Source organism: Dyadobacter linearis (assembly GCF_907165045.1).
GTDB classification, from domain to species: Bacteria; Bacteroidota; Bacteroidia; order Cytophagales; family Spirosomataceae; genus Dyadobacter; species Dyadobacter linearis.
In genome coordinates this window covers 982047-1002755 of the sequence record NZ_CAJRAU010000001.1, presented here as the reverse complement: position 1 = coordinate 1002755, position 20709 = coordinate 982047, and the positions used below count along the sequence as shown (strand labels likewise).

18 protein-coding genes are annotated in these 20709 nt (G+C 47.4%); 7 read left to right on the top strand and 11 right to left on the bottom strand.

All coding sequences use genetic code 11. From position 1 onward, the window contains the following. Positions 1–48: 48 nt before the first annotated feature. Genes KOD92_RS04045 through dinD form a run of 3 tightly spaced genes read right to left on the bottom strand, consistent with a single transcriptional unit; the run spans position 49 to position 1830 of the window. Entirely contained in the window at positions 49–342 is a 294-nt protein-coding gene (locus KOD92_RS04045) for a DUF1330 domain-containing protein (RefSeq protein ID WP_215232220.1), read from the bottom strand. A 21-nt stretch (positions 343–363) separates the two neighbouring features. After that, positions 364–963, bottom strand: a complete 600-nt coding sequence (locus KOD92_RS04040) for an alpha-ketoglutarate-dependent dioxygenase AlkB family protein (RefSeq protein WP_215232219.1) — start codon at positions 961–963, stop codon at positions 364–366. Positions 964–990: 27 nt separating this feature from the next. Further along, positions 991–1830, bottom strand: coding sequence for a DNA damage-inducible protein D (gene dinD, locus KOD92_RS04035; protein ID WP_215232218.1), 840 nt, complete (start codon positions 1828–1830; stop codon positions 991–993). A gap of 173 nt (positions 1831–2003) precedes the next feature. On the opposite strand from dinD, the gene KOD92_RS04030 reads away from it, so the two are divergent. The 4 genes from KOD92_RS04030 to KOD92_RS04015 all read left to right on the top strand — a co-directional run bounded on the left by KOD92_RS04030 (position 2004) and on the right by KOD92_RS04015 (position 7695). Beyond that, positions 2004–3503 (top strand): Y-family DNA polymerase, encoded by a 1500-nt coding sequence (locus tag KOD92_RS04030; protein WP_215232217.1) that lies wholly within the window; start codon positions 2004–2006, stop codon positions 3501–3503. Next, the gene (locus tag KOD92_RS04025) at positions 3503–6733 is read left to right on the top strand and encodes an error-prone DNA polymerase (protein WP_229254510.1); all 3231 of its coding nucleotides are present in this window, start codon (positions 3503–3505) and stop codon (positions 6731–6733) included. Before KOD92_RS04030 ends, KOD92_RS04025 begins: the two co-directional genes overlap by 1 nt. A gap of 77 nt (positions 6734–6810) precedes the next feature. Further along, complete coding sequence (locus KOD92_RS04020) at positions 6811–6972, top strand: hypothetical protein (protein WP_215232216.1); 162 nt, start codon at positions 6811–6813, stop codon at positions 6970–6972. A gap of 54 nt (positions 6973–7026) precedes the next feature. After that, the gene (locus KOD92_RS04015; protein WP_215232215.1) at positions 7027–7695 is read left to right on the top strand and encodes an NAD(P)H-binding protein; all 669 of its coding nucleotides are present in this window, start codon (positions 7027–7029) and stop codon (positions 7693–7695) included. 90 nt (positions 7696–7785) lie between these two features. Here KOD92_RS04015 and KOD92_RS04010 read toward each other — a convergent pair whose 3' ends face one another. From KOD92_RS04010 to KOD92_RS03985, 6 genes are all read right to left on the bottom strand, one after another. Then, on the bottom strand, positions 7786–8667 hold the full coding sequence (locus KOD92_RS04010; RefSeq protein ID WP_215232214.1) for a pirin family protein: 882 nt from the start codon (positions 8665–8667) through the stop codon (positions 7786–7788). Positions 8668–8805: 138 nt separating this feature from the next. After that, entirely contained in the window at positions 8806–9543 is a 738-nt protein-coding gene (gene bla, locus KOD92_RS04005; RefSeq protein WP_215232213.1) for a subclass B1 metallo-beta-lactamase, read from the bottom strand. A gap of 57 nt (positions 9544–9600) precedes the next feature. Beyond that, positions 9601–10149 (bottom strand): DUF4199 domain-containing protein, encoded by a 549-nt coding sequence (locus tag KOD92_RS04000; RefSeq protein ID WP_229254509.1) that lies wholly within the window; start codon positions 10147–10149, stop codon positions 9601–9603. Between the two features lie 113 nt (positions 10150–10262). Next, positions 10263–10733, bottom strand: coding sequence for a response regulator transcription factor (locus KOD92_RS03995; protein ID WP_215232212.1), 471 nt, complete (start codon positions 10731–10733; stop codon positions 10263–10265). A gap of 89 nt (positions 10734–10822) precedes the next feature. Next, positions 10823–11443 carry a hypothetical protein gene (locus KOD92_RS03990; protein WP_215232211.1) on the bottom strand — a complete coding sequence of 207 codons (621 nt, stop codon included), beginning with the start codon at positions 11441–11443 and terminating at the stop codon, positions 10823–10825. A gap of 12 nt (positions 11444–11455) precedes the next feature. Continuing rightward, the gene (locus tag KOD92_RS03985) at positions 11456–11947 is read right to left on the bottom strand and encodes an RNA polymerase sigma factor (RefSeq protein WP_215232210.1); all 492 of its coding nucleotides are present in this window, start codon (positions 11945–11947) and stop codon (positions 11456–11458) included. 123 nt (positions 11948–12070) lie between these two features. On the opposite strand from KOD92_RS03985, the gene KOD92_RS03980 reads away from it, so the two are divergent. The 3 genes from KOD92_RS03980 (at position 12071) to KOD92_RS03970 (ending at position 16048) form a co-directional block, all read left to right on the top strand. Continuing rightward, complete coding sequence (locus tag KOD92_RS03980) at positions 12071–14446, top strand: ABC transporter permease (protein WP_215232209.1); 2376 nt, start codon at positions 12071–12073, stop codon at positions 14444–14446. A 111-nt stretch (positions 14447–14557) separates the two neighbouring features. Next, positions 14558–15544, top strand: a complete 987-nt coding sequence (locus KOD92_RS03975) for a glycoside hydrolase family 43 protein (protein WP_215232208.1) — start codon at positions 14558–14560, stop codon at positions 15542–15544. Between the two features lie 129 nt (positions 15545–15673). Continuing rightward, positions 15674–16048, top strand: a complete 375-nt coding sequence (locus KOD92_RS03970; RefSeq protein WP_215232207.1) for a hypothetical protein — start codon at positions 15674–15676, stop codon at positions 16046–16048. A 49-nt stretch (positions 16049–16097) separates the two neighbouring features. Here the strand turns inward: KOD92_RS03970 and KOD92_RS03965 are convergent, their stop codons facing one another. Both KOD92_RS03965 and KOD92_RS03960 read right to left on the bottom strand, forming a co-directional pair. Then, entirely contained in the window at positions 16098–17609 is a 1512-nt protein-coding gene (locus tag KOD92_RS03965) for a SusD/RagB family nutrient-binding outer membrane lipoprotein (RefSeq protein ID WP_229254508.1), read from the bottom strand. Between the two features lie 5 nt (positions 17610–17614). Further along, positions 17615–20653, bottom strand: a complete 3039-nt coding sequence (locus tag KOD92_RS03960) for a SusC/RagA family TonB-linked outer membrane protein (RefSeq protein ID WP_215232205.1) — start codon at positions 20651–20653, stop codon at positions 17615–17617. Between the last annotated feature and the right edge of the window lie 56 nt (positions 20654–20709).

Here is a 20709-nt window from a genome sequence, read left to right as displayed (position 1 = left end):
GTGTAGTTTTAAAAATTCAAGTGCCTAAATTATCACGCCAGTGAAGTTTTATCCCTTCACCATGATCACGCTCGTTACAGATTCCTCCTTCATGCTCAGCCACTTTTGCCGCTCTTCGTCACTGCCGTAAGCCTGCAATCCGGCTTCATCTTGGAAGCTTACAAGGTGTATTTCGTAAGGCGGATCGAGCTCGCCGGCAATGAAATCCGCAGCACCCGGCCTGATCCGCATTAGTAGCTTGCCGCCGTGGCGTTCGAGCAGGGGCAAAACGCGGGCTTCAAATTCATGAAAAATGTCCTCCTTTCCCTCGCGGACGTAAACAAATTGCGTAATGTGGATCATAGCGACTTAATGTTTGTGCAATCAATGCAGAATTTTCCGGAATGTTAAATTAATGCGCGCATTCATTGGTTTTGTCGACTTGGCAACTCGATGTTCCCAGTACCGTTGCAAATCGCCTTTCATAAGCAGCAGTGAGCCATTTTGCAGTTCGAGTGAATATTGCTGACGGTGGTCGAGCTTGTTCCGGAAATCAAAATTCCTTGCCTGCCCGAAGCTTACCGAAGCGATTTCCGTTGCCATTCCGGGCACCGTATCCTTGTCGCTGTGCCAGGCGACGGAATCTTTTTCATTCCGATAATAATTAAGCAACACACCATTGAAACTCATTCCTGTATGGTTCTCTACTTTTGTTTTAATTTCCCATAGTTCTTCTGTCCACGCAATAGGTGGCCGTTTGTCCCCTTTTACCATAGGCCGGTCGCCAAACCAGGCTGAGAGCCGGGGAGTAAGTACTTCTTTTTCATACATCACCACCTTCGTTTGCTGCCAGGGAATGGAGAGAACGAAGATCTTTAAATAAAGGTCGCTGGATTTCTTATCAAAGAAATCGGGCACATAATCCATTAAGTGTTGCGGAAGCGAAAGGTGCTCCCTATCGTTGAATAATTTGAATTGTTCCATCTCCCCGTACCCATTTTTGTGTTCTAACTACTTCTTCCTGATTCTTTTAACTTCACTCGCTTTCGCTAATTTTTTAATGCTACCTGCATTAGGCAGGTTCTCGGGCATAGTTCCACCCAGCTCCTGAATGGTTTGCCGTACTTTCTGACCCACTTCAAAATGCGTTTCGTTGGCCTTTTGCTTGCCGGTAATATTTTCCCTCCGCAGCTTATCATCCGTTTGAGTGGTACGGAATAGGTTAGCGGCCAATTCGGAGCTGCCCATGTGATCCAGAATATGCTGGCTCTTTTTGAGCTCCTTCTTTTCATGTATTGCCTTTGCATCTAACCCGCCGTACAATCCCATATACCCGTGATTTTGGAAAATTGCATAGTCAATCGGTTCTATTACGCCGGCTGTACGCGCAGAGTTAGCGAGCAGTAAATTGTGCCTGGTCACTTCCTCGCGCAGGAAAACCCGCTTCTCGCTTTCTCCTGAAAGGTTGTTATACTCCTGCATTTGCTGAATCTCCTGCAAGCGCGTTTGTACCGCAAAGTAGGTCTGTCCCAATGCGACTACCTCTTTAGAAGGATCAGCATTCTGTACGATCAGGTAACAAGCGTAGCGGGAGAGTTTTACACCGTCTTCAAATATTCTCTCCGCACGAGAACCGATCTTGACCATCTCGTGCATTTGCACGAAATGGTTTTCAACAGGCTGATTGCTCATTTTGCATGCTTGCTGTGCTTTTTTAATCACAGGCTTGAAGTTTCTGAACTCTAAATACTCAAGCACTTTCGCAAGATCACGTGCGCTCCAATACTCGTTTCCGCTGTCGTCTGTTTTCTTGATTTCCTCAAAAAGCGATGGTTTTTGGTTTGTTGTCATAGTGCTTTCTTTTAGGTGTATAGAAATGTTTTTGTCTGGCTCAAACTTCAAAAAAAGATTGCACTTATACAAACAATTTGATATTATTGTAATCATTTTATTGATATCAAAAGTATCATTAAATATCTAACTAACTCATTTTTAATATTTTAACTTTTGAAATGACATAAAATATGCAATCGCGCTTCGCTAACATATGGTTCCGGCATTTAGCGACAGATTTGGAAATAATCAGGCAGCCAGGTTTGAAAAATAGCCGGTTTGTACTGGTCGCGCCCGAGCGGAATAGGATGATTGTAAAAGCAGCCAGTCAGCAAGCACAGGAGAATGGAATTGAGCATGGAATGGTGGTGGCTGATGCGAGGGCGCTATTTCCAGATCTGGAAGTAATCGACGAAAATCCTGAGGAAATAGCGACGCTTTTAATAAGTCTTGCAGAATGGTGCATTCGCTATTCGCCAATCGTTGCAGTTGATCCGCCCGACGGTCTGATTCTCAATATTACCGGCTGTACACATTTATGGAACGGGGAGGAAAATTATCTGGCGGAAATAGTTGAAAAGCTGGGTAAACAAGGGTATCACATTCAGGCTGGGATTGCAGACACGGTAGGGGCTGCCTGGGCAGTGGCGCATTTCGGGCCGAATTTAACAATAGTCCCGCCTGATCATCAGGCGAATGCATTGCTAAACCTGCCGCCAGCTGCTTTGCGAATTGAACCGGTGATCATTGAAAAGCTGCATAAACTGGGTTTGTACCAGATCCGCAATTTTATCAATATGCCTCGCCAGGTGCTGAGAAGGCGTTTTGGACAACAATTATTGGATCGGCTCGATCAGGCGACCGGGCATGCGCTGGAAATTATTGAGCCTTTCAAACCGCTGGTGCCATTTCAGGAAAGGCTACCCTGCATGGAACCGATCGTTACCGCGACGGGGATCGCAATTGCATTGAAAATTCTTCTGAAAAAGCTCTGTTTACGCTTTTTGAAGGAAGGTAAAGGTTTAAGAAAAGCAATATTTAAAGGATATCGTGTAGATGGAAAAATTGTACAGATTGAAATAGTAACAAGCAGCGCGTCTAACCATAGAGAGCACCTTTTCAAACTTTTTGAACTCAAAATCCAGACAATAAAACCAGGTATGGGTATTGAACTATTTGTAATGGAAGCTACTGAGGTAGAGGACGTTGATCCGGTTCAGGAATCGATCTGGAACTTTGCCGGGGAAAATGACCGGGTTACCTTAATGGAATTGCTGGACAGACTGGGGGGCAGGGCAGGAATGCAGGTAATCCACCGCTTTTTACCAGCTGAACATTACTGGCCGGAAAGGTCGGTCAGTGAGGCGGCTTCTTTGAAGGATTTGATACTAACTGACTGGCGAACAGATCGAGTCCGGCCGGTACAGTTACTGGCATTGCCCGAAAAAGTGTTTGTATCGGCGCTGTTGCCCGATTATCCACCCATACTTTTTAACTACAAAGGCAAGGTACATATGATCAGAAAGGCGGATGGACCTGAGCGGATAGAAAGTGAATGGTGGCTCGAAGAAGGTGAACACCGGGACTATTATTGCGTTGAGGATCAGGAAGGTGCGCGTTACTGGATTTTCCGGCTAGGTCACTATGACGAGCAAAAGCGGATTTGGTTTATTCACGGTTTTTTTGTCTGATGTACACCGAGCTACAAGTCACTACCAATTTCAGCTTCCTTCGGGGGGGCTCGCATCCGGAAGAACTGGTTGCGCAGGCTTTTGAATACAAGTATAAAAAAATCGCGATCACCGATCGGAATACCCTCGCTGGTGTAGTAAGGGCATTTGCTGCTGCCAAAAAATTGAAAGGGATCAAAATTATTCCCGCCTGCCGGCTCGATTTGCTCGACGGACCCAGTTTGCTGGCTTACCCGACTAACAGAAATGCCTATTCCCGACTTTCTGCATTGCTAACGGAAGGAAATATACGTACCGAAAAAGGACAATGTCATTTGTACAGAAAAGATGTGTATCAATATGCAAAGGGAATAAAATTCATCGTGGTACCACCTGCCACTTTAAACGAGCAGTTTGACTTTGAGCCGGAGTTCAGAAGAGCATTAAGGGAATATAAAAAGAATCTTGGCAATGAATTGTATATCGCCGCAACGCGAACTTACCAGGGTGACGATACCAAGAGAATGTACCGGATTTCACAATTGGCAGCGGAATTTGAAGTTCCAATGGTGGCTACCAATGATGTGTACTATCACCATCCGCAACGCAGGGAATTGCAGGATGTACTGACTTGCATCCGGGAAAAGTGTACCATATATAATGCGGGTTTTAAGTTGTATCAAAACGGGGAGCGGTTTTTAAAAGACGAAGAAGAAATGAAGCGCCTCTTCGCTTGGTACCCCGACGCTATTAAAAGAACCCAGGAAATAGCAGATGCCTGCCGCTTTTCACTCGATTCACTTCAATATGTTTACCCCGAAGAGATCACCAATGTGGGCCGCTCGCCGCTGGAAGAACTGGCTCACCTGACTTGGGAAGGAGCAAATGAACGTTATCCCGAAGGTATTCCCGATAAAGTCAGAACTGCGATCGAGCACGAAATGGTTTTCATTAAGGAAATGGATTATGCGCCTTATTTTCTTACTGTTTACGATATCGTCAGGTTTGCAAAAGAACAGAAAATACTGTGTCAGGGGAGGGGATCGGCGGCTAATTCTACGATTTGCTATTGTCTGGGGATTACTTCGGTAAACCCGATGGAGATAGATTTGCTTTTTGAACGCTTTATTTCCTCAGCCAGAAATGAGCCGCCGGATATTGATGTAGATTTTGAGCATGAGCGGCGGGAGGAAGTGATTCAGTATATATATCAAAAATACGGTCGTGACCGGGCTGGCATTGTGGCAACGGTTACGCAGGTACACCAACGCGGGGCGATCAGGGATGTGGCGAAAGTAATGGGTATGTCGCTCGATGCGATCAACAGACTTTCCAGTTCTATCTGGGAGTTTACAAATGAATGGTTTGAAGGAAAACGCGTTGCCGAACAGGGTTTTAATCCGAAAGATCCGCATTTGCTCAAAATCCTCGATCTCACTAAACAATACATGGGCTTCCCGCGCCAGCTCGGCCAGCATACCGGCGGGTTTGTAATTACGCAGGGCAAATTGTCCGATCTGTGCCCGATTTTGAATGCAAGAATGGAAGACCGGACCTGCATTGAATGGAACAAAGATGATATTGACACACTGGGTTTCTTGAAAATAGATGTGCTTGCCCTGGGAATGCTCACCTGCATTCGCAAGGCATTTGATTTGGCCAAACAGCATTATAATAAAGATTACACGCTGGCGAATGTTCCGCAAGATGATTCGCGCGTGTATGATATGATTTGCAAAGCAGATACCATCGGAGTTTTTCAGATCGAAAGCCGCGCCCAGCAGTCGATGTTGCCGAGATTGAAGCCCCGCGTATTTTACGATTTGGTCATTGAAGTTGCAATTGTTCGTCCAGGGCCCATTCAGGGAGATATGGTGCATCCTTATTTGAGAAGAAGAAATGGGGAAGAACCGGTTGAATATCCTACTCCCGAACTGAAAGAAATACTAAAAAGGACGCTGGGAGTGCCTCTTTTTCAAGAGCAGGCTATGAAAATCGCGATTGTTGCCGCCGGTTTTACACCTACCGAGGCTGATGAGTTGAGGCGGAGTATGGCGACTTTTAAAGTAAAAGGAATGGTAGAGCGATTTGAAAAAAAACTGGTTGCAGGAATGACGGACAGAGGCTATACCGAGGAATTTGCCAGACGGATTTTCAAACAACTCGAAGGTTTCGGCAGTTACGGTTTTCCTGAAAGTCACGCGGCCAGTTTTGCATTGCTCGTTTATGTTTCCTGTTACCTCAAATGTCATTATCCCGACGTTTTTGCGACGGCGCTTCTCAACAGTATGCCAATGGGATTTTACCAGCCCGCCCAGATCATCATCGACGCCCGGAAACACGATGTGGAAGTGCGGCCGGTGGATATTAACCACTCTCAATGGGATAATCTTCTGGAAGCAAAAACAGGTAAGTATTGTCCGATCCGGTTGGGTTTCAGGCAGGTAAAAGGAATGCGGGAAGATGATATTCAGGCTTTAATATCGGGCAGAAAAAAACCTTATACCAGTGTACACCATCTGCGCGAAGCGGGCGTGTCGCAGGCTGCATTGGAGCGATTCGCCGATGCCGATGCATTCAGGTCTATCGGGCTGGACAGGCGACAGGCGCTCTGGGAGGTAACTGCATTAAGCGACCGGCCTATTGGTTTATTTGAAGGCCAGCCTTCGCCCAGCGCCACCGAGCCACAGGTTCAGTTGCCTTTTATGACCGCTTCTGAGCACGTGGTGCAGGATTATGCATCCACTTCGCTGTCTTTAAAAGCGCATCCGGTCAGTTTTGTCCGGGAAAAATTAAAGGAACGCGGTATCTATTCCGCCAACGATCTGGAACTGATCGGGAACAACCGGCCGGTGAAAGTGGCGGGGCTCGTGCTCGTCAGGCAGCGACCAGGCACGGCTGGCGGCGTTTGTTTTATTACCATTGAAGACGAAACGGGTTATGCGAACCTGGTGGTTTTTGAAAAACTTTTTGAAACATACAGAAAGGAAGTGCTGCGGGCGAGGCTTTTAATGGTCGAAGGCCGGCTGCAAAGAGAAGGTGACGTAACCCACGTAATTGTTCAAAAATGCCATGATTTATCTGTTTTACTCAAAAAACTCACAGCCATTGAAATCGAAAATCCGGACATTCTCACCCTTTCCCGCGCAGACGAAAAAGATGAATACGTTTCTCAGGCAATTAATAAGCGAACTCAGGTGAGGAAGGATGTACAAACAGAAATTTTTCCTTCCGGCAGAAATTTTAGATAAAATTTAGTGGTCTGTTTTTGCTGGCACGGATTTTATTCCTTCAGTTACATATCATCAATAATAAAAACCTTAACAACATGAAATCATCAGCAAAAAACCACCAGGACCTATTCGACGACCTGAATTCATTCGAAGAAAGTACTAACCCATTTCAGCGTAACAGTTCCTCCGCTTCCATGCAAAAGGCTGGTAAAAGGCCGCGCATTATGAAGCCGCTATATTCAGTTCGTTTGTCATAATTGCATTCAATATTGCTCACGGCCGGGCAGAAAACGATCTGATGATTGTAACTTATGGAACCAAGAAATGCCATTTTGTTCGGAGCCAGCGGCTTCATCGGATCTTTTCTTCTGGAAGAACTTCTGAATGATCCGACGTACGAGCAAGTAACTATTGTAGTTCGTAAAGATCTTGGTGTAACTCACACCAAACTTAAAACGCTGATCGGAGATTTCAATTCGCTTCCCGCAATGCGGTCGGATTTAATTGGCGACGATGTTTTCATTGCGCTGGGTACTACCAGGAAAAATACCCCTGACGAAAAGATCTATTATCAGGTTGACCACGATTACCCTGTGCGCGCCGCAAAGCTGGCAAAGCAAAACGGCGCGAAATCCGTTTTTGTAGTCACCGCAATAGGCGCAAATGCAAATTCATCTGTATTTTATGTTCGTACCAAAGGCGAGACTGAGCGGGATGTTATCGCGCTCAATATGGACCATACCTATATTTTCAGGCCATCGATGATCATGGGAAACCGGAAGGAAAATCGCCCGATGGAAAAAACTTTCATGAGTATATTCTCGGTTGTTAACCCACTTTTGGTAGGGCCGATGAAGAAATTCAAAGGAATTGAAGGTGCCGACGTAGCACGTGCTATGGTAGTCGCAGCTAAACATCCGAAGGAGAAAGTGAAGATCTATGAATGGCAGGAAATGAATAGCTTACTAACTTCAAGCTAAACAATATTTCAGAATATTTACTAAAAAGCCCCCGTGCATTTCGCAGGAGGCTTTTTCGCATTCTATCTGACTCAATCTTTTACTCAAATACTAATAACTGAACCGCTGCGCCGCTGGTAGTTCCGAAACGTGCCCGATCTTACCCTGCCGGAAATCACGGTACAGGTCTTTGATCTCGTCTTCCCGGTCTGCGATGAACGGTCCATATGAAACAATCGGATGGTTTTGTGGCTCTGCGGCATACAATACCACTTTTCCACCCGAACTTCCACCCGTAAGTACCAGCTCACTTTCCCCAGCGTCGGTCGACTTGCTGAGCCAGCCGATCTGGTTTTCGGTTAAAGTTTCCCGCGCGTCACCCACTTCCACACTCCCCTCAACTACATAAAGAAATGCATTGTAAGAAGCATTCAGCTGCTGCCTCGTTTCTACGCCGGGTTGCAAATGAATTTCTGCGACGATCAGCGGCGTGTGATTTTGTATCGGCGATTTCAGGCCAGCCAGCTCCCCGCTGTATAATCTGATTTCCAGTCCGTTATCAATAATTTTTGGAACACTTCCCAGCGCGATATCCTGCACCCTCGGTGTCGCCCAACGATCTTTTTTTGGCAGGTTCAGCCACATTTGCAACAGCCGCATTCTCGATTCTTTTTCAATGGATTCGGTGTGCACAATGCCGCTGCCAGCTGTCATGATCTGAAAATCACCTGCCTGCATGCTGTGCGCATCGTCGCCGATCTCCCCTTCCAGTAACAGGGATACTGTTTCAAAACCGGCATGCGGATGCGGGCCGCCGACGGGCTCAGTATCTTTTTTATCCAGAAAATCATCCATCAATATGATAAATGGATCACTGTCCTTGAATTCATTCTGTATCACCGCGCGGGCCGTGTGATCTGGTCCTAGAAATCCACGGTGAGCTGCTGGACTTTTGATATTTACGAGTTTTCTTTTCAAAATTGAAGTTTCCATGATCTTGCTTTCCTTGTTTAAATAACTGCCCGCAACCTGAGTTGCAGACTTATCAGGAAAACAAAATAAACCCCTCGCCTGTGCGCAATCGACCACTATACAAATGGTTAGTGGCGTATAGTGTGCCAGGTTAGGTTGTTATTTCTTCTCAAAAAGCCTGATTGTGTAATCCAGCAGCGCAAGGTCTCCGATCTTTCCGTGGCCGGGAATTACAATGCGGGTACCCGGATATTTGGCTTTCAGCCTGGTGACCGTAGCCGGCCAGGCATCCACATTGGCATCCGCCAGGTTGCCTTTTGTTGCGTCCAGTTCTTTGATCAGGCAGCCGCCGAACAATGCTTTTTCACTCGGGAAATAGCCTACCACGTTGTCTTTGGTGTGGCCTTCCCCAACAAATGCGGTTTCCACATTTCTTTTCCCCACTTTCAGCGTCAGGTTTCCGTCAAAGCCTTTCTGAGGTACCGGAAATTTGGCAAGTGTGGCCGATGCGATGGTTTTGTTACTCCCGTAAGAAGGGATGCCGCGGCGGTGGAATTCATTTAAACCTGCAACACAATCTTCATGAAAGTGCGTCGCGATTACCGCCTTAACCTTGCATTTCAGGCTATCTGCCAGCCAGTCGAGCAATACCGCCGAGGTGGAATCGCTGACCGGCGTGTCGAAAATAATGGCCTCACCTTTGTCAAAAACGATCATTCCGTTGCACGATACTTTTCCGAAAGTTTCTGAATTGAAATAGGTAATATGCTGATACACGTGGTCGGCTACCTTCACAATACTGATATCATCTGCCACAAAACCTTTCGGCGCAGTTTGTGCTGTGGTAATGAGTGAAAACAAAAAACAGATGCTCAGAAGGAGATAATGCCGGATCATGCGGAAAGTGGTCAGATTGCGTTGGAACGACCAATAACGTAAGTTGCGGTCAGATTATCAAGCAAAATTATTGGCGCCTGTCTCACTGCGGCCCGACTTACTTTTCAAGATCAGAGAGCTGATCAGCGCCACTACCAGCCCGATCGGCAGCACTTCCGCATAAGTAGTAAGCACGACAAAAGCCGGGTTCTGGTACATTTCCTCAAACTGGTTCATTTCAGTGGTTTTCTGGGCGAGCTCCGCCTGGGTAGCGCCGTTCCGCGACGCTTCTTTCAGTACATGCGGGATATAATGGTCGAGGAAATCGGGAACCACGAGATAGTAATAGAACAGCCACACCACCACATACATGGTAGCACTTGTAAACGCGATGATCGCGCCCATTTTGAATGCTTTTCCGAATGTAATCACACCATCGAGCTGCTTGTTCCGGTAATTCCTGATCCCAAAGAAAATAAGTGAAAAAATCACGATCAGCGCAGTGTACCCAAGTACATCATTACTCTTGAAATCGGGATTGGTGTAGCATAGATTGACCTGGTAAAGCGCATTGACACAGAGGATCGCGCCCATGATCAGGCCGTAAATCAGAACGTATTTTTTCATAGTCTTTTGGTTGGTTAGCTTTCCGGTAAAACTAGGTCACCTGCCTTTTTCGCAGCTCATACTTTAGTGCCAATTTTGATCCTGCCAGCCAATTTCATACTAAAGTCCCAACTTTAATAGGCCATGATCCTCAGTCGCTTGGCTTTTTCCATCACCTGCGTCCGGCTTTTAACCTCCATTTTTACGAATACATTCGATACGTGGGTTTTTACTGTACTGATCGAAAGAAAAAGTTGCTCAGCGATCTCCATATTGCTTTTTCCCAGCAGGATCAGCATCAGTACATCGCGCTCCCGCGGCGTCAGGTTGAACTGCTCCATGGCAATGGCGTCGGTAGGTTCATGAATGGTCCGCTCGACTGTTTTTTCGACGATGATGGTTTTGACCTTCTGCCCGGTCAACTGCTTCGCTACCCAGACCCCAAGCATCGTAAAAAACAGTGCGATCAGTCCAATGTAAATATCGAGCGAATTATCAATGATCAGGAACTTCCATTCCAGCCATTTGAGCAAAAACAGCAGTATTGAAAGACAAAATCCGTAGAACAGGAGTTGACTGTACCGATCGAATATATTCTTTATCATCAGCACGAATAGGATTGGTTTTGATCAAAAAAAACGGATACCCGCCTAAACTACTGTTGCAAATCCTTCCTGGAAATAGATTATTGCGCCTACTGCCCCAGTTCGTCGAGCTCGGTCAGGTGCATTTGCAGGTCTGATATGGTCCGGTCGGGGAACTGGCTGAAAATATATCTGGCGATGCCGAACATAACCAATACCGTCAATGCATTGGCAGCGATTACGAGCAGGGATTTGGTCAATCCATACCCTTCAAAATTCCGGACAAGCAGCGAAATTCCGATCAGGAAACCCGCAGCCAGGCTTATTTTCCACACTTTATTCATAGTAACCTGGTAGCGTTGCTGGATCAATATGACCGTTTGCAGACTTTCGCGCAGATTGCTTTTTACCAGCGGCACGCCGCCGATTTCTTTATTTGCAGAAATCACAATTTGCAGCCCCGCGATAATCAACAATGCATATAAAACAGTCGGAATATATTCAAACCAGTGCGTATAGTCGAACGGATTACCGGACAATATGGCAAGAAACAGCACCAGCAGGCCCGAAAAGAATAGGGTAGTGTTCCTGAGCTTCCGGGTTGCGCGGGAAACAGTGCTATTGGATTGGTTTCGGATCATGGAAAGCACAACTTGCTCGCTCAATAGTTGCGTGGTTTGCAGTTTTGCGTCGATGGTATTCCAGCTTGTTTTCAGGTCGTCCAGGTTCATGTTTTTTGGTGTTTAAAATGTAAGTGATTTGACAATTTTTTCAAGTTTGATCTTAATGCGGCTGAGCTTCACGCCCACATTCGATTTGCTGATCCCCAGGATCCCGGCCATTTCGTCGTAACTTTTTTCGTCCAGATACAGCAGCACGATCGCTTTTTCCACGGCCGAAAGCTGCTCAATAGCCTGATAGAGCAACACGGTTTCAGAGTTACTATTGTCGTTTTCATAAAAATCCGGGAAAGCAATATCCGGGAGTGCGAACCCAGCGGGCGACTGCCTCTTTTTTTCTTTTCGGAAGTTAGAAATCGCGGTATTCATGCCCACGCGGTACACCCAGGTATTCACATTGGACTCCTGGCGGAAAGTGGGAAAGGCTTTCCAGAGCTGGAAAACGATTTCCTGGAAAAGATCACGGCGATCTTCTGCGTCCGGGCAGTACATTTTGCAGATTTTGTAAAGCACCACCCGGTTTTGGTTGAGAAGTCCGACAAATTGCTTTTCCATATTATTGATTGAAATACAGTTTATGTATTAGTCGACGGAAAGGCAAAAAATTACAGGTGTTGTGTAAATAAATGGTATATTTTTTCAATCAGAACTTTCTATTATTAAGACCAGCCAGAGCCTATGTTCAAAAACTACCTGAAAATCGCGATTCGCAATTTGTGGAAACATAAAATGTTTTCGCTGATCAATATAGTGGGCCTCGGACTGGCAATGGCATTTTGCTTTTTGCAGCTGATACAGATTCAGAGCAGCTTTGAAAAGGATACATTTCACCCGTTCCCTGACCGAACATATCGGATCGTGACGGCCGCGAAAGGAAACGACGGCAAGCAATATGCACTGGCTTCCACGCCTATGCCGCTGGCTGAGAAGCTGTTAAGCGACCATAGTGTGGTCGAGAAGTCGGCGCGCGTGGTACGCAACTTTGGAGGTAACCTTAATAATGGTATCAAAACTTTACGGGTGAGCGGGATGTTCGTGGACCCGGCTTATTTCGAGCTGTTTGGTTTTAAACTGGCGAAGGGTAAACCCTGTCTCGAACCGCGGCAGGTAGTTTTGTCTCAGGAAACGGCCGAACGCTTTTTCGGAAATGCTGATCCGGTAGGCAAGTCGCTGCGGGACCCGGAACTGGGTGATTTCACGGTGACCGGCGTTTTTGCTTCCATCAAACCATTCACAACGCATTTACAGTCGGATATATTCGTTTCCATGGCCAGTTTCGCCGATTTAAATCAAACAATTAACACAGATAACTGGCTGGATTACAATGCATATACTTTTGTATTGCTGACAAAAGGCAGCAACCGGACCCAGCTCGACCGCGCTATTGCACAGATAGCCGAGGACAATCAAAAGCACGTTGCATTTACTGATATTAAAGAACATACGTTTCGCAGTCAGCTACTTGGCGAGATTTCTCCGGATACGGAAAACTTGCTGAACAACCCGCACGTGGAGCCGCTTTGGAAAATAGCGACGGGGTTACTGATCCCGCTGATCGTCATTTTGCTGGCAGGTTTCAATTACGTTAACCTCACCTTAACCCGCTCGCTGAGCCGCGGCAGGGAAGTGGGCGTACGGAAAGTGGCGGGCGCCAAACGATGGCAGCTCGTGACCCAATTTCTGACTGAAACGGTTGTGATCGCGTTTCTTGCGCTTGGAATCGGTTATCTCGGGCTTGTGTTCATGCAGTCCTACATCCATGTTCGCTGGCTGCATTTTGAGGTGAGCCAAACATATCTGCTGTGGATCTCATTCGTCGTTTTCACTTTCCTGACGGGCATTCTTGCCGGGATATTGCCTGCGCGGATCTTATCTTCCTACGAACCCGCCCGCATTATCAAAGGAGAGATCGGGCCAGCCGGTCTGGGGAAGATCAGTTTCCGTAAATCACTCGTGGTGGTCCAGTTTGTGGTGGCGCTTGTCTTCATGACTTTCACAGGTATTTCAAATAGTCAGTTTAAATATATGGCGACTGATAATGAGAACTTTAACCGAAAAAATATCTTGAATATCCCGCTGCTGACCGATGATTTCAAACTGCTCGCCAACGAAATGAGCAAGCTGTCCGACGTGGGACAGATCGGGCTGGCTTCGGCCACATTGAATGAAAGTGCGGGCAAAGCGAAGATCAGCCGGATCGGGTCCGGGGGTAAAGATATCCCAGCGCAGGATACGTACATCTACGCAGCCGACGCCAGTTTTATCGACAATATGAAGCTCAGATTTGTGGCGGGAACGAACTTGCCCGGAGCTTCGGCGGATACTTCCGTTCACTTTGCGGTGGTTAACGAGCGGGCAGCCAGTGTGCTGGGTTTTAAAAATCCGAAAGATCTAATCGGGCAGACTATTATGCTGAATGCCAGCAAGGTACAGGTTTCGGGTGTTGTTAGAAATTTCTGTTTTATGCGCTACGAGCTGTCTGTGGCCCCGCTTGTACTGGCTTACGATCCTTCCGAAATCAAAATTTTGTCACTTAAAATCGCAGCCGGTGCACCCAAAGAGCGGGTTGCAGCTACACTTTCAAAAGTATGGAAGCAGTTCCATCCACACGAATCGTTTGTGTTTTCGTGGTATGAAGAGCAGATGTATGACAATTACGCCGACGGTGGCGACCCGCAATTTACCGGCGTTATCGTCGTGATCGTTTTTGTGATCGCTGCAATGGGGCTGCTGGGAATGGTTACTTACACCACCGAAAAGCGGACTAAGGAAGTGGGTGTGCGGAAAGTGATGGGCGCCAGTGTCGCGCAGATCATGGCACTTTTGTCCGGCGGATTTGTCCGGCTCATCGTGATCGCGTCCGTTATTGCATTGCCGCTGGGTTACCTGCTGGGCGCGCTTTTTCTTCAATTTTTTACGTATCACGTGTCACTTGGTCCGGCCGTTTTCTTTCAATGCGCAGGCGCTTTGCTGCTAATCGGATTAGGAACGATCGGCGTGCAGGCTTACCGCACGGCCAACTCTAATCCCGCTGATACATTGAGGTCGGAGTAAACGAGAGATAGCTACAATAGTGATTTGTTTGATTGCGATCGCTGTATTCGTAAATTGACCGGCGCATTTACGAATGCTCTATTTCAATTTATTTCAACCAAAACACAAACCGTGAGAAAGATATTCCTGAACATACTATTTGCGATCACCTGCCTTACACCGGTTTTTGCACAGCAACCCACACAGAAATTTAAGACCGATATTCCGCTCGATTCTATCCGCGTCAGTGACCCGTTTATCCTGGCTGACCAGAAATCGAAAATGTATTATATGACCGGAACGGGAGGGATGTTGTGGAAAAGTAAAGATCTGAAAGAGTGGAGCGGCCCATATAAAGTGCTCGAAACAGACCCGAAATCGTGGATGGGGCCCAACCCGATGGTGTGGGCGGCCGAGCTGCATTACGTCAATGGGAAGTATTACAATTTTGCGACTTTTACCAATAAGGCTGTCAAAGTTGAGAAGGACCTGGAACGCCGCGCAAGCCACGTGCTGGTAAGTGATAAGCCCGACGGTCCGTATGTACCTATGAAAGAGCCCGTGTACCTGCCTGCCATCAAACTTACCCTCGACGCCACGCTATGGACGGAAAAAGACGGGAAATCGTACATGGTATATTGTCACGAATGGTTGCAAAATGGAAACGGAACGGTTGAAAAGATCGAGCTCCTGCCCGACCTGAGCGGCACGACCGGAGAGCCTAAGATCCTGTTTTTGGCCAGCGATTCGCCGTGGAGCCGTGAAAAGGAGAAGGACGGAAAGGACCGGCCAAATAAAGTTACCGACGGTCCCTGGCTGTTCCGCACGCAAACAGGTAAACTGGGAATGCTGTGGACGAGCTGGATCTATGATGTTTACACACAAGGAGTTGCCTATTCTGAAAGCGGCACACTGGACGGTCCGTGGATACAGGAAAAGGAGCCGATCAACAAAGCAAACTTTGGCCACGGAATGCTGTTTCGCACTTTTGAAGGCAAATTAGTCATGTCGCTTCACAGTCATAAGGATATTAACGGTCGCACGGTACGCATTCCGCATTTGTTTGAAGTTGACGATTCCGGAGACAAGATCGTAGTGGGAAAACCATTTATTCCATGATAATACCGTTCATGCCGCTATTGGATCGGGTGGATATATAATAGGAAAATAATTATTGTCTCAATTAAAGACAATAACGCTATTCAGCTTATATTGCTTCCTGTTAATTCCACTTAAACATAAGTTACTATGAAGAGGACGAGCTTTATTTACGCAATTGCCTTGTTATTTTTTGTTGTCTTTACAGGCAACGCGCAGACTGTGAAGCCGGACGATTTCGCTGGAAAGTGGGATATTCTGGTGAAAGGCACACCTGATGGCGATTCCAAACTGGTTGCCGACCTCGTGCGGGAAGGCGGGGTTCTTTCCGGCCAGCTTGTCAATCCGACGGATTCAACAGCCGAAAAAATTCCGGTAACTGTTACCGAGAATGGTAACAAACTTTCGCTCGCTTTCTCGGCACAGGGTTACGACGTCACCATCGATCTTGACAAAGTAGACGATGACAACCTGAAAGGCAGCCTGATGAATATGTTCGAAACGACGGCCAAACGTATAAAATAAAAGGGGCGGGAAAATCTTCCCACCCCTTCTTCATTGATTAGCCAGTACTTTATTTATCCCACCAAACCTTTGCCTGGGTTACGTCGTCACTACCGTGTCTGGAAGCTTCCTCGTTGTTGGTCTGCCGCTCTGATTCCGGGTACATAAACCGCAGCGGAAAAGATGCAGGCGAAGGCGCATCCAGCGAATTGGGCAGTGCAGGAATCCCGAGGCGGCGGTAATCGCTCCACGCTTCGAGGCTGCTGATACTGTTTAATGCAAGCCATTTTTGCTCGATTATCCGCTCTATTTTATTGGTCGCATTATCAAAGTTTACAAGCGGTTGCGCATTGTAAGCCGCGAATGCACCGGTATTCACTTCCAGATATTTGAAAGATTCCTGAATAGCAGATTCGTACAGACTTTTGGCAGAACCTGTGATCCAGCCACGCTGTGCGGCTTCCGCCTGCAAGAAAAGACTCTCAAACGAACCCATCAATACCGAAGCCTGGGTGGCGCTTTTGAATAAACCAGCAGGCGCATTCCCGTTTTCATTCGGCCCTTTGAAAGCCGAAGTATTAGCGCGTTCGTACTCAGGTTCTGCATTCGGGTTACCGAAAAGTACGCCTTTGTAATCCGTACCAACTGCCACATAGAGCGTAGCTAATCTCGGGTCGTTTCTTTGCTTGTAAGTATTGATCAGGAATGCGGTAGGGCGGATATCCTGGTGATTGGCAGTGCTCACATTTTGCACCGTGCGGTAGTAATTTTCCCAAAAAGGGTTCAGTTTGCCTGCTGTTGTCAGGTAACCCGGCTGCACCAGCGCACTTGCTCCCGCTCCCAGGTACCCGCTGCCTTCCGCCTGTATCTTGCCAATTTCAGCAGTGATATAGCCCTGGTCGCCCACTTCGCTCTGGCGCAGCAAAGCACGCAGTTTGACTGTGTTCCCAAATTTCACCCAGCGCGTTTTGTTTCCGGTAAACATCACATCGTCCGCACCAGCCTCGGTTCCGGCGGGCGCATTTTTAATATCTTCAATACCTTCTGTGATCAGGTTGATCGACTTTTCGTACACTACGCGGCCTTCTTCGTAGCGCGGCGTCGGGTGAACGGTGCCCTGCAATGCATCGTCGAAAGGCAGATTATTATAAACATCCACCAAATGCATGAAATGCCAGCCCTGCATGATCTTGGCCACACCTGAATAAAACAAAGCGCCTTCTGCGGTCGCTTCTTCCCTGATCAGCTGGTAGTAAAGCAGGTTGGCATAGCCCGTTTCCCAAACCGGAATACCGTCGCGCTGGTGGCGGATCGCGGGTCCGTTATAAGTTTTCAGGTCGATAAAATTGTTGATCCCCTCACTTGTAGTTCCCCAATAGCCTCCCCAAAAAGCGCCGATCTGGTTCAGCTGGCCTGTTTCCTGTACCACGCTGCTTACCAATGCAGCGGAAAGTTTGGCACCGAGACTCAGGTTTTCGGACACCGGTGCATTGGGGTTATTATTGACGTCGAGAAAATCGCTGCAAGAGGTGATATTCAGAGCCGCAAACAGGCAGAATGTTAGTTTGAGTATATACTTCATTTTCATTAAAAAGTTACATTCACGTTAAATCCGTAAGTTCTGTAAGGCGGTACCTGGCGGAAGCTGAGGTAGCCGTCTGTGCTGTTATAGAGATATTCCGGATCTCCGTATTTGTTGTCTTTGTGGCGGATAATGAACAGGTTAGTAGCTACAAAGCCGATCGTCGCGTCACGTACAAACCTCTGTTTGGCCAGTAATGCAGTAGGAAGGGAATAGGAAACGTTCAGCTCGCGCAACTTGAAAAAGTCCGATTTCGCCGCTGTATTGATCTGTACCTCGCCCTGTTTGGTCCAGAAAGCCTTTCCACCGCCGGAAGTTTTCAATTCAGTGTTTTCTGTGAATACCCCGGGAGAAGTTTCGATCACAGAATTGGGGTAAACGAATGCTTCACGGCCGAATTCGGCGGTGCGCGGCTCAGTTCCGGCGGTATACATGCGGGGAACGATCTCCGAATACAGCCAGCCGCCCATGCGCCAGTCAAACTGTGCGCCCAGATTGAACCCTTTATAATTTACATTGGTGTTCAAACCCATCTGATAAGGCGGTACCATCGTGCCAAGATGCCGGGGATCGGCCGCCACGAGCGGGTCGCCGGTAGCAGCGTCCACGACTACTCTCCCCTGCGGATCACGCTGATAATCACTTACCTGCAAGCTCGGATAAGCCTGGCCGATATTGGCATAAGACTGTCTGAAAATGTTAAAAGACCTCAGTCCCTCATAAAGCTCTTTTACCTGGTTATTAATGTGGGTAAAATTGAAACCAACATTCCATTTCAGATCATTTGTCCGCACTACATCCCCGCTCACGCTCAGTTCCACAATGCTGTTTGTCAAACGTCCCGCATTCACAACTGCGCTGCTGTAACCTGTTGCGCGGGAAGTAGTAGCATTGAATATCTGCCCTTTTGAATCAGAGAAAACATAGCTTCCCTCGAAATGCAGGCGGTTATTGAAAAAACTTAACTGCGTACCCACTTCAAACGAAGTCACAAATTCAGGCTGAATGTTCGGATTTGGATACCTTAACCCAGGCGTAAAACCGACCAGGTTACCAAACGGGAAACCGTTGCTCTGGGTATAAGGATTATTGAGCGAATACGGGTCGAGCGTTACGTTACCCGTTTTATTCCACGAACCGAACAGTTTTCCAAAAGACAGGAAATTGTTGTCTTTAAATGCCGGAATAGCCTCATTAAACACAAAAGACGCACTTACACCCGGATAAAAATACGAGCGGTTTTCCTGGCTTAACACCGAAACCCATTCGTTCCGGCCTGTAAAAGTCAGGAAGAGATAGTTATTATAACCCGCCGTAAATTCCCCATAACCGGCCAGCGAGCGGTATTCTGTAATGGAAGAGCTTCCGGTCAGTTCACCAATGCGCGTTCCCGGGTTGAATACATCGGGCAAAAGCAGGTTACTCGTACTGATCGACGATGCTTTGGTATTATCGGCGCGGAAATTCTGCCCCAGCAAAAGGCGGGTAGTGAATTTTCCGAAGTCCTTATGGAAGTTCAGGATCAGGTCGCCGTTCAATCTGCGAAAATTGTTGGTACCGTCATTTACACTACCATTAACATTCCGGCGGCCAGCGGCTTCAAACTTGCCGGTTGTGCTACGCGTCTGTACATTGTTATTGTAAAGTCCCAGCCTGTACATCGCATTGAACCAGGGAGTTACCTCGTAGTCCAGTTCGATTTTTCCATTCAGGTTCTGCTGCTCGCTCTCGTCACGGATGTTATCAATCTGGTGATAAGGGTTTTTTTGAAGATCTGTAAAGAAGTTGTTCGGGTTACCGATAGCAAGCGGGTTTTGCCAGTCTTTCATCGAATTAAAATCGAAATTGGCAGGCAGCGAATAGGCTGTGATCCACGGGCCGTCGGGCGTTGTATTTTTGGTAAAATACACATAGTTGATATTGTAGGCAGTTTTCAGCTTGCCGAAATTCCGTGAACCGTTGAAACGCGCGCCGGTCCTGCGGCTCTTATCTTCCGGAATAATCCCTTTGATCGCAGCATCCTGAACCGAAAAGAAGTAAGTCGTTTTTTCGTCACCGCCGGAGAAAGAAATGTCGTTTTGCATATTCACGCCGGTCTGGAACAGGTCGAGCCGGTTGTCGCTGCCTGGCGCGGCATATAATGCCTGAGGTTGCGTCCCGTCAGGCAGTTTCGGACCGAAATCTTTCATGGAACCATCAAATGCAGGGCCCCACGATTCAGCCTGCGTGGCATTGTACACGCCATTTACCCCCTGACCATACTGCGTCTGAGCGGGCGGAAGCATATATACGTTTGAAAACGTGGTCGTGTGACCGAATGTAACCCGGCCTTTGTCACGGTTTCCGGTTTTAGTGGTAACCATCAGCGCCCCGTTCACACCCTCTGAACCATATAATGCGGCTGCATTGGCGCCTTTCAGAACAGTCACACTTTCAATATCATTTGGGTTAATGCGGCTGATATCAGGCACCGGCACCCCGTCGACCACGTAGATCGGCGCATTTTTGGAGCGGTTTAATGAGCGGGTACCGCGCATGGTGATCTGGATCTGCGGGTCGACCTTGCTATCATACATATTGATACGCAAACCGGCCACTTTACTGGTCAGTCCGTTGAGCGGGTTAATGGTCTTGGCCTGGTTGAGGTTTTCGGAACCTACTACTTGCGAGCCGCCGCCCAGCTCCCGCGCCGCGCGTTTGATGCCCAATGCACCCGTTACCATGATTTCGGAAAGCTGGTTCACATCTTCTTTCATCGCAATCGTCAGCGCCGATGCATTTCTATCAACGATGATCTCCCGCGTTTCAAAACCGATAAACGAAACTACCAGTATATCTCCGGCTTCGGTTTGCATACGAAATTCCCCTTTTTCATTTGCGATCGTCGCGTCGGAACTGCCTTTAAGGATGATATTGGCGCCAGGAAGCGGATCGCCGGTGGTTTGTTCGATTACCCGGCCCGCAATCTCGCTTTTCTGCGCGAAGGCAACGAGCCCCGGTAGCCAGAGAAGGAGGAGAAAAAAGCACTTTTTGTAAAATATCATTTCAAATGATGTTAGGGATTTGTGAAATTTTTAATTGATTTATTAGTAGATTTTTA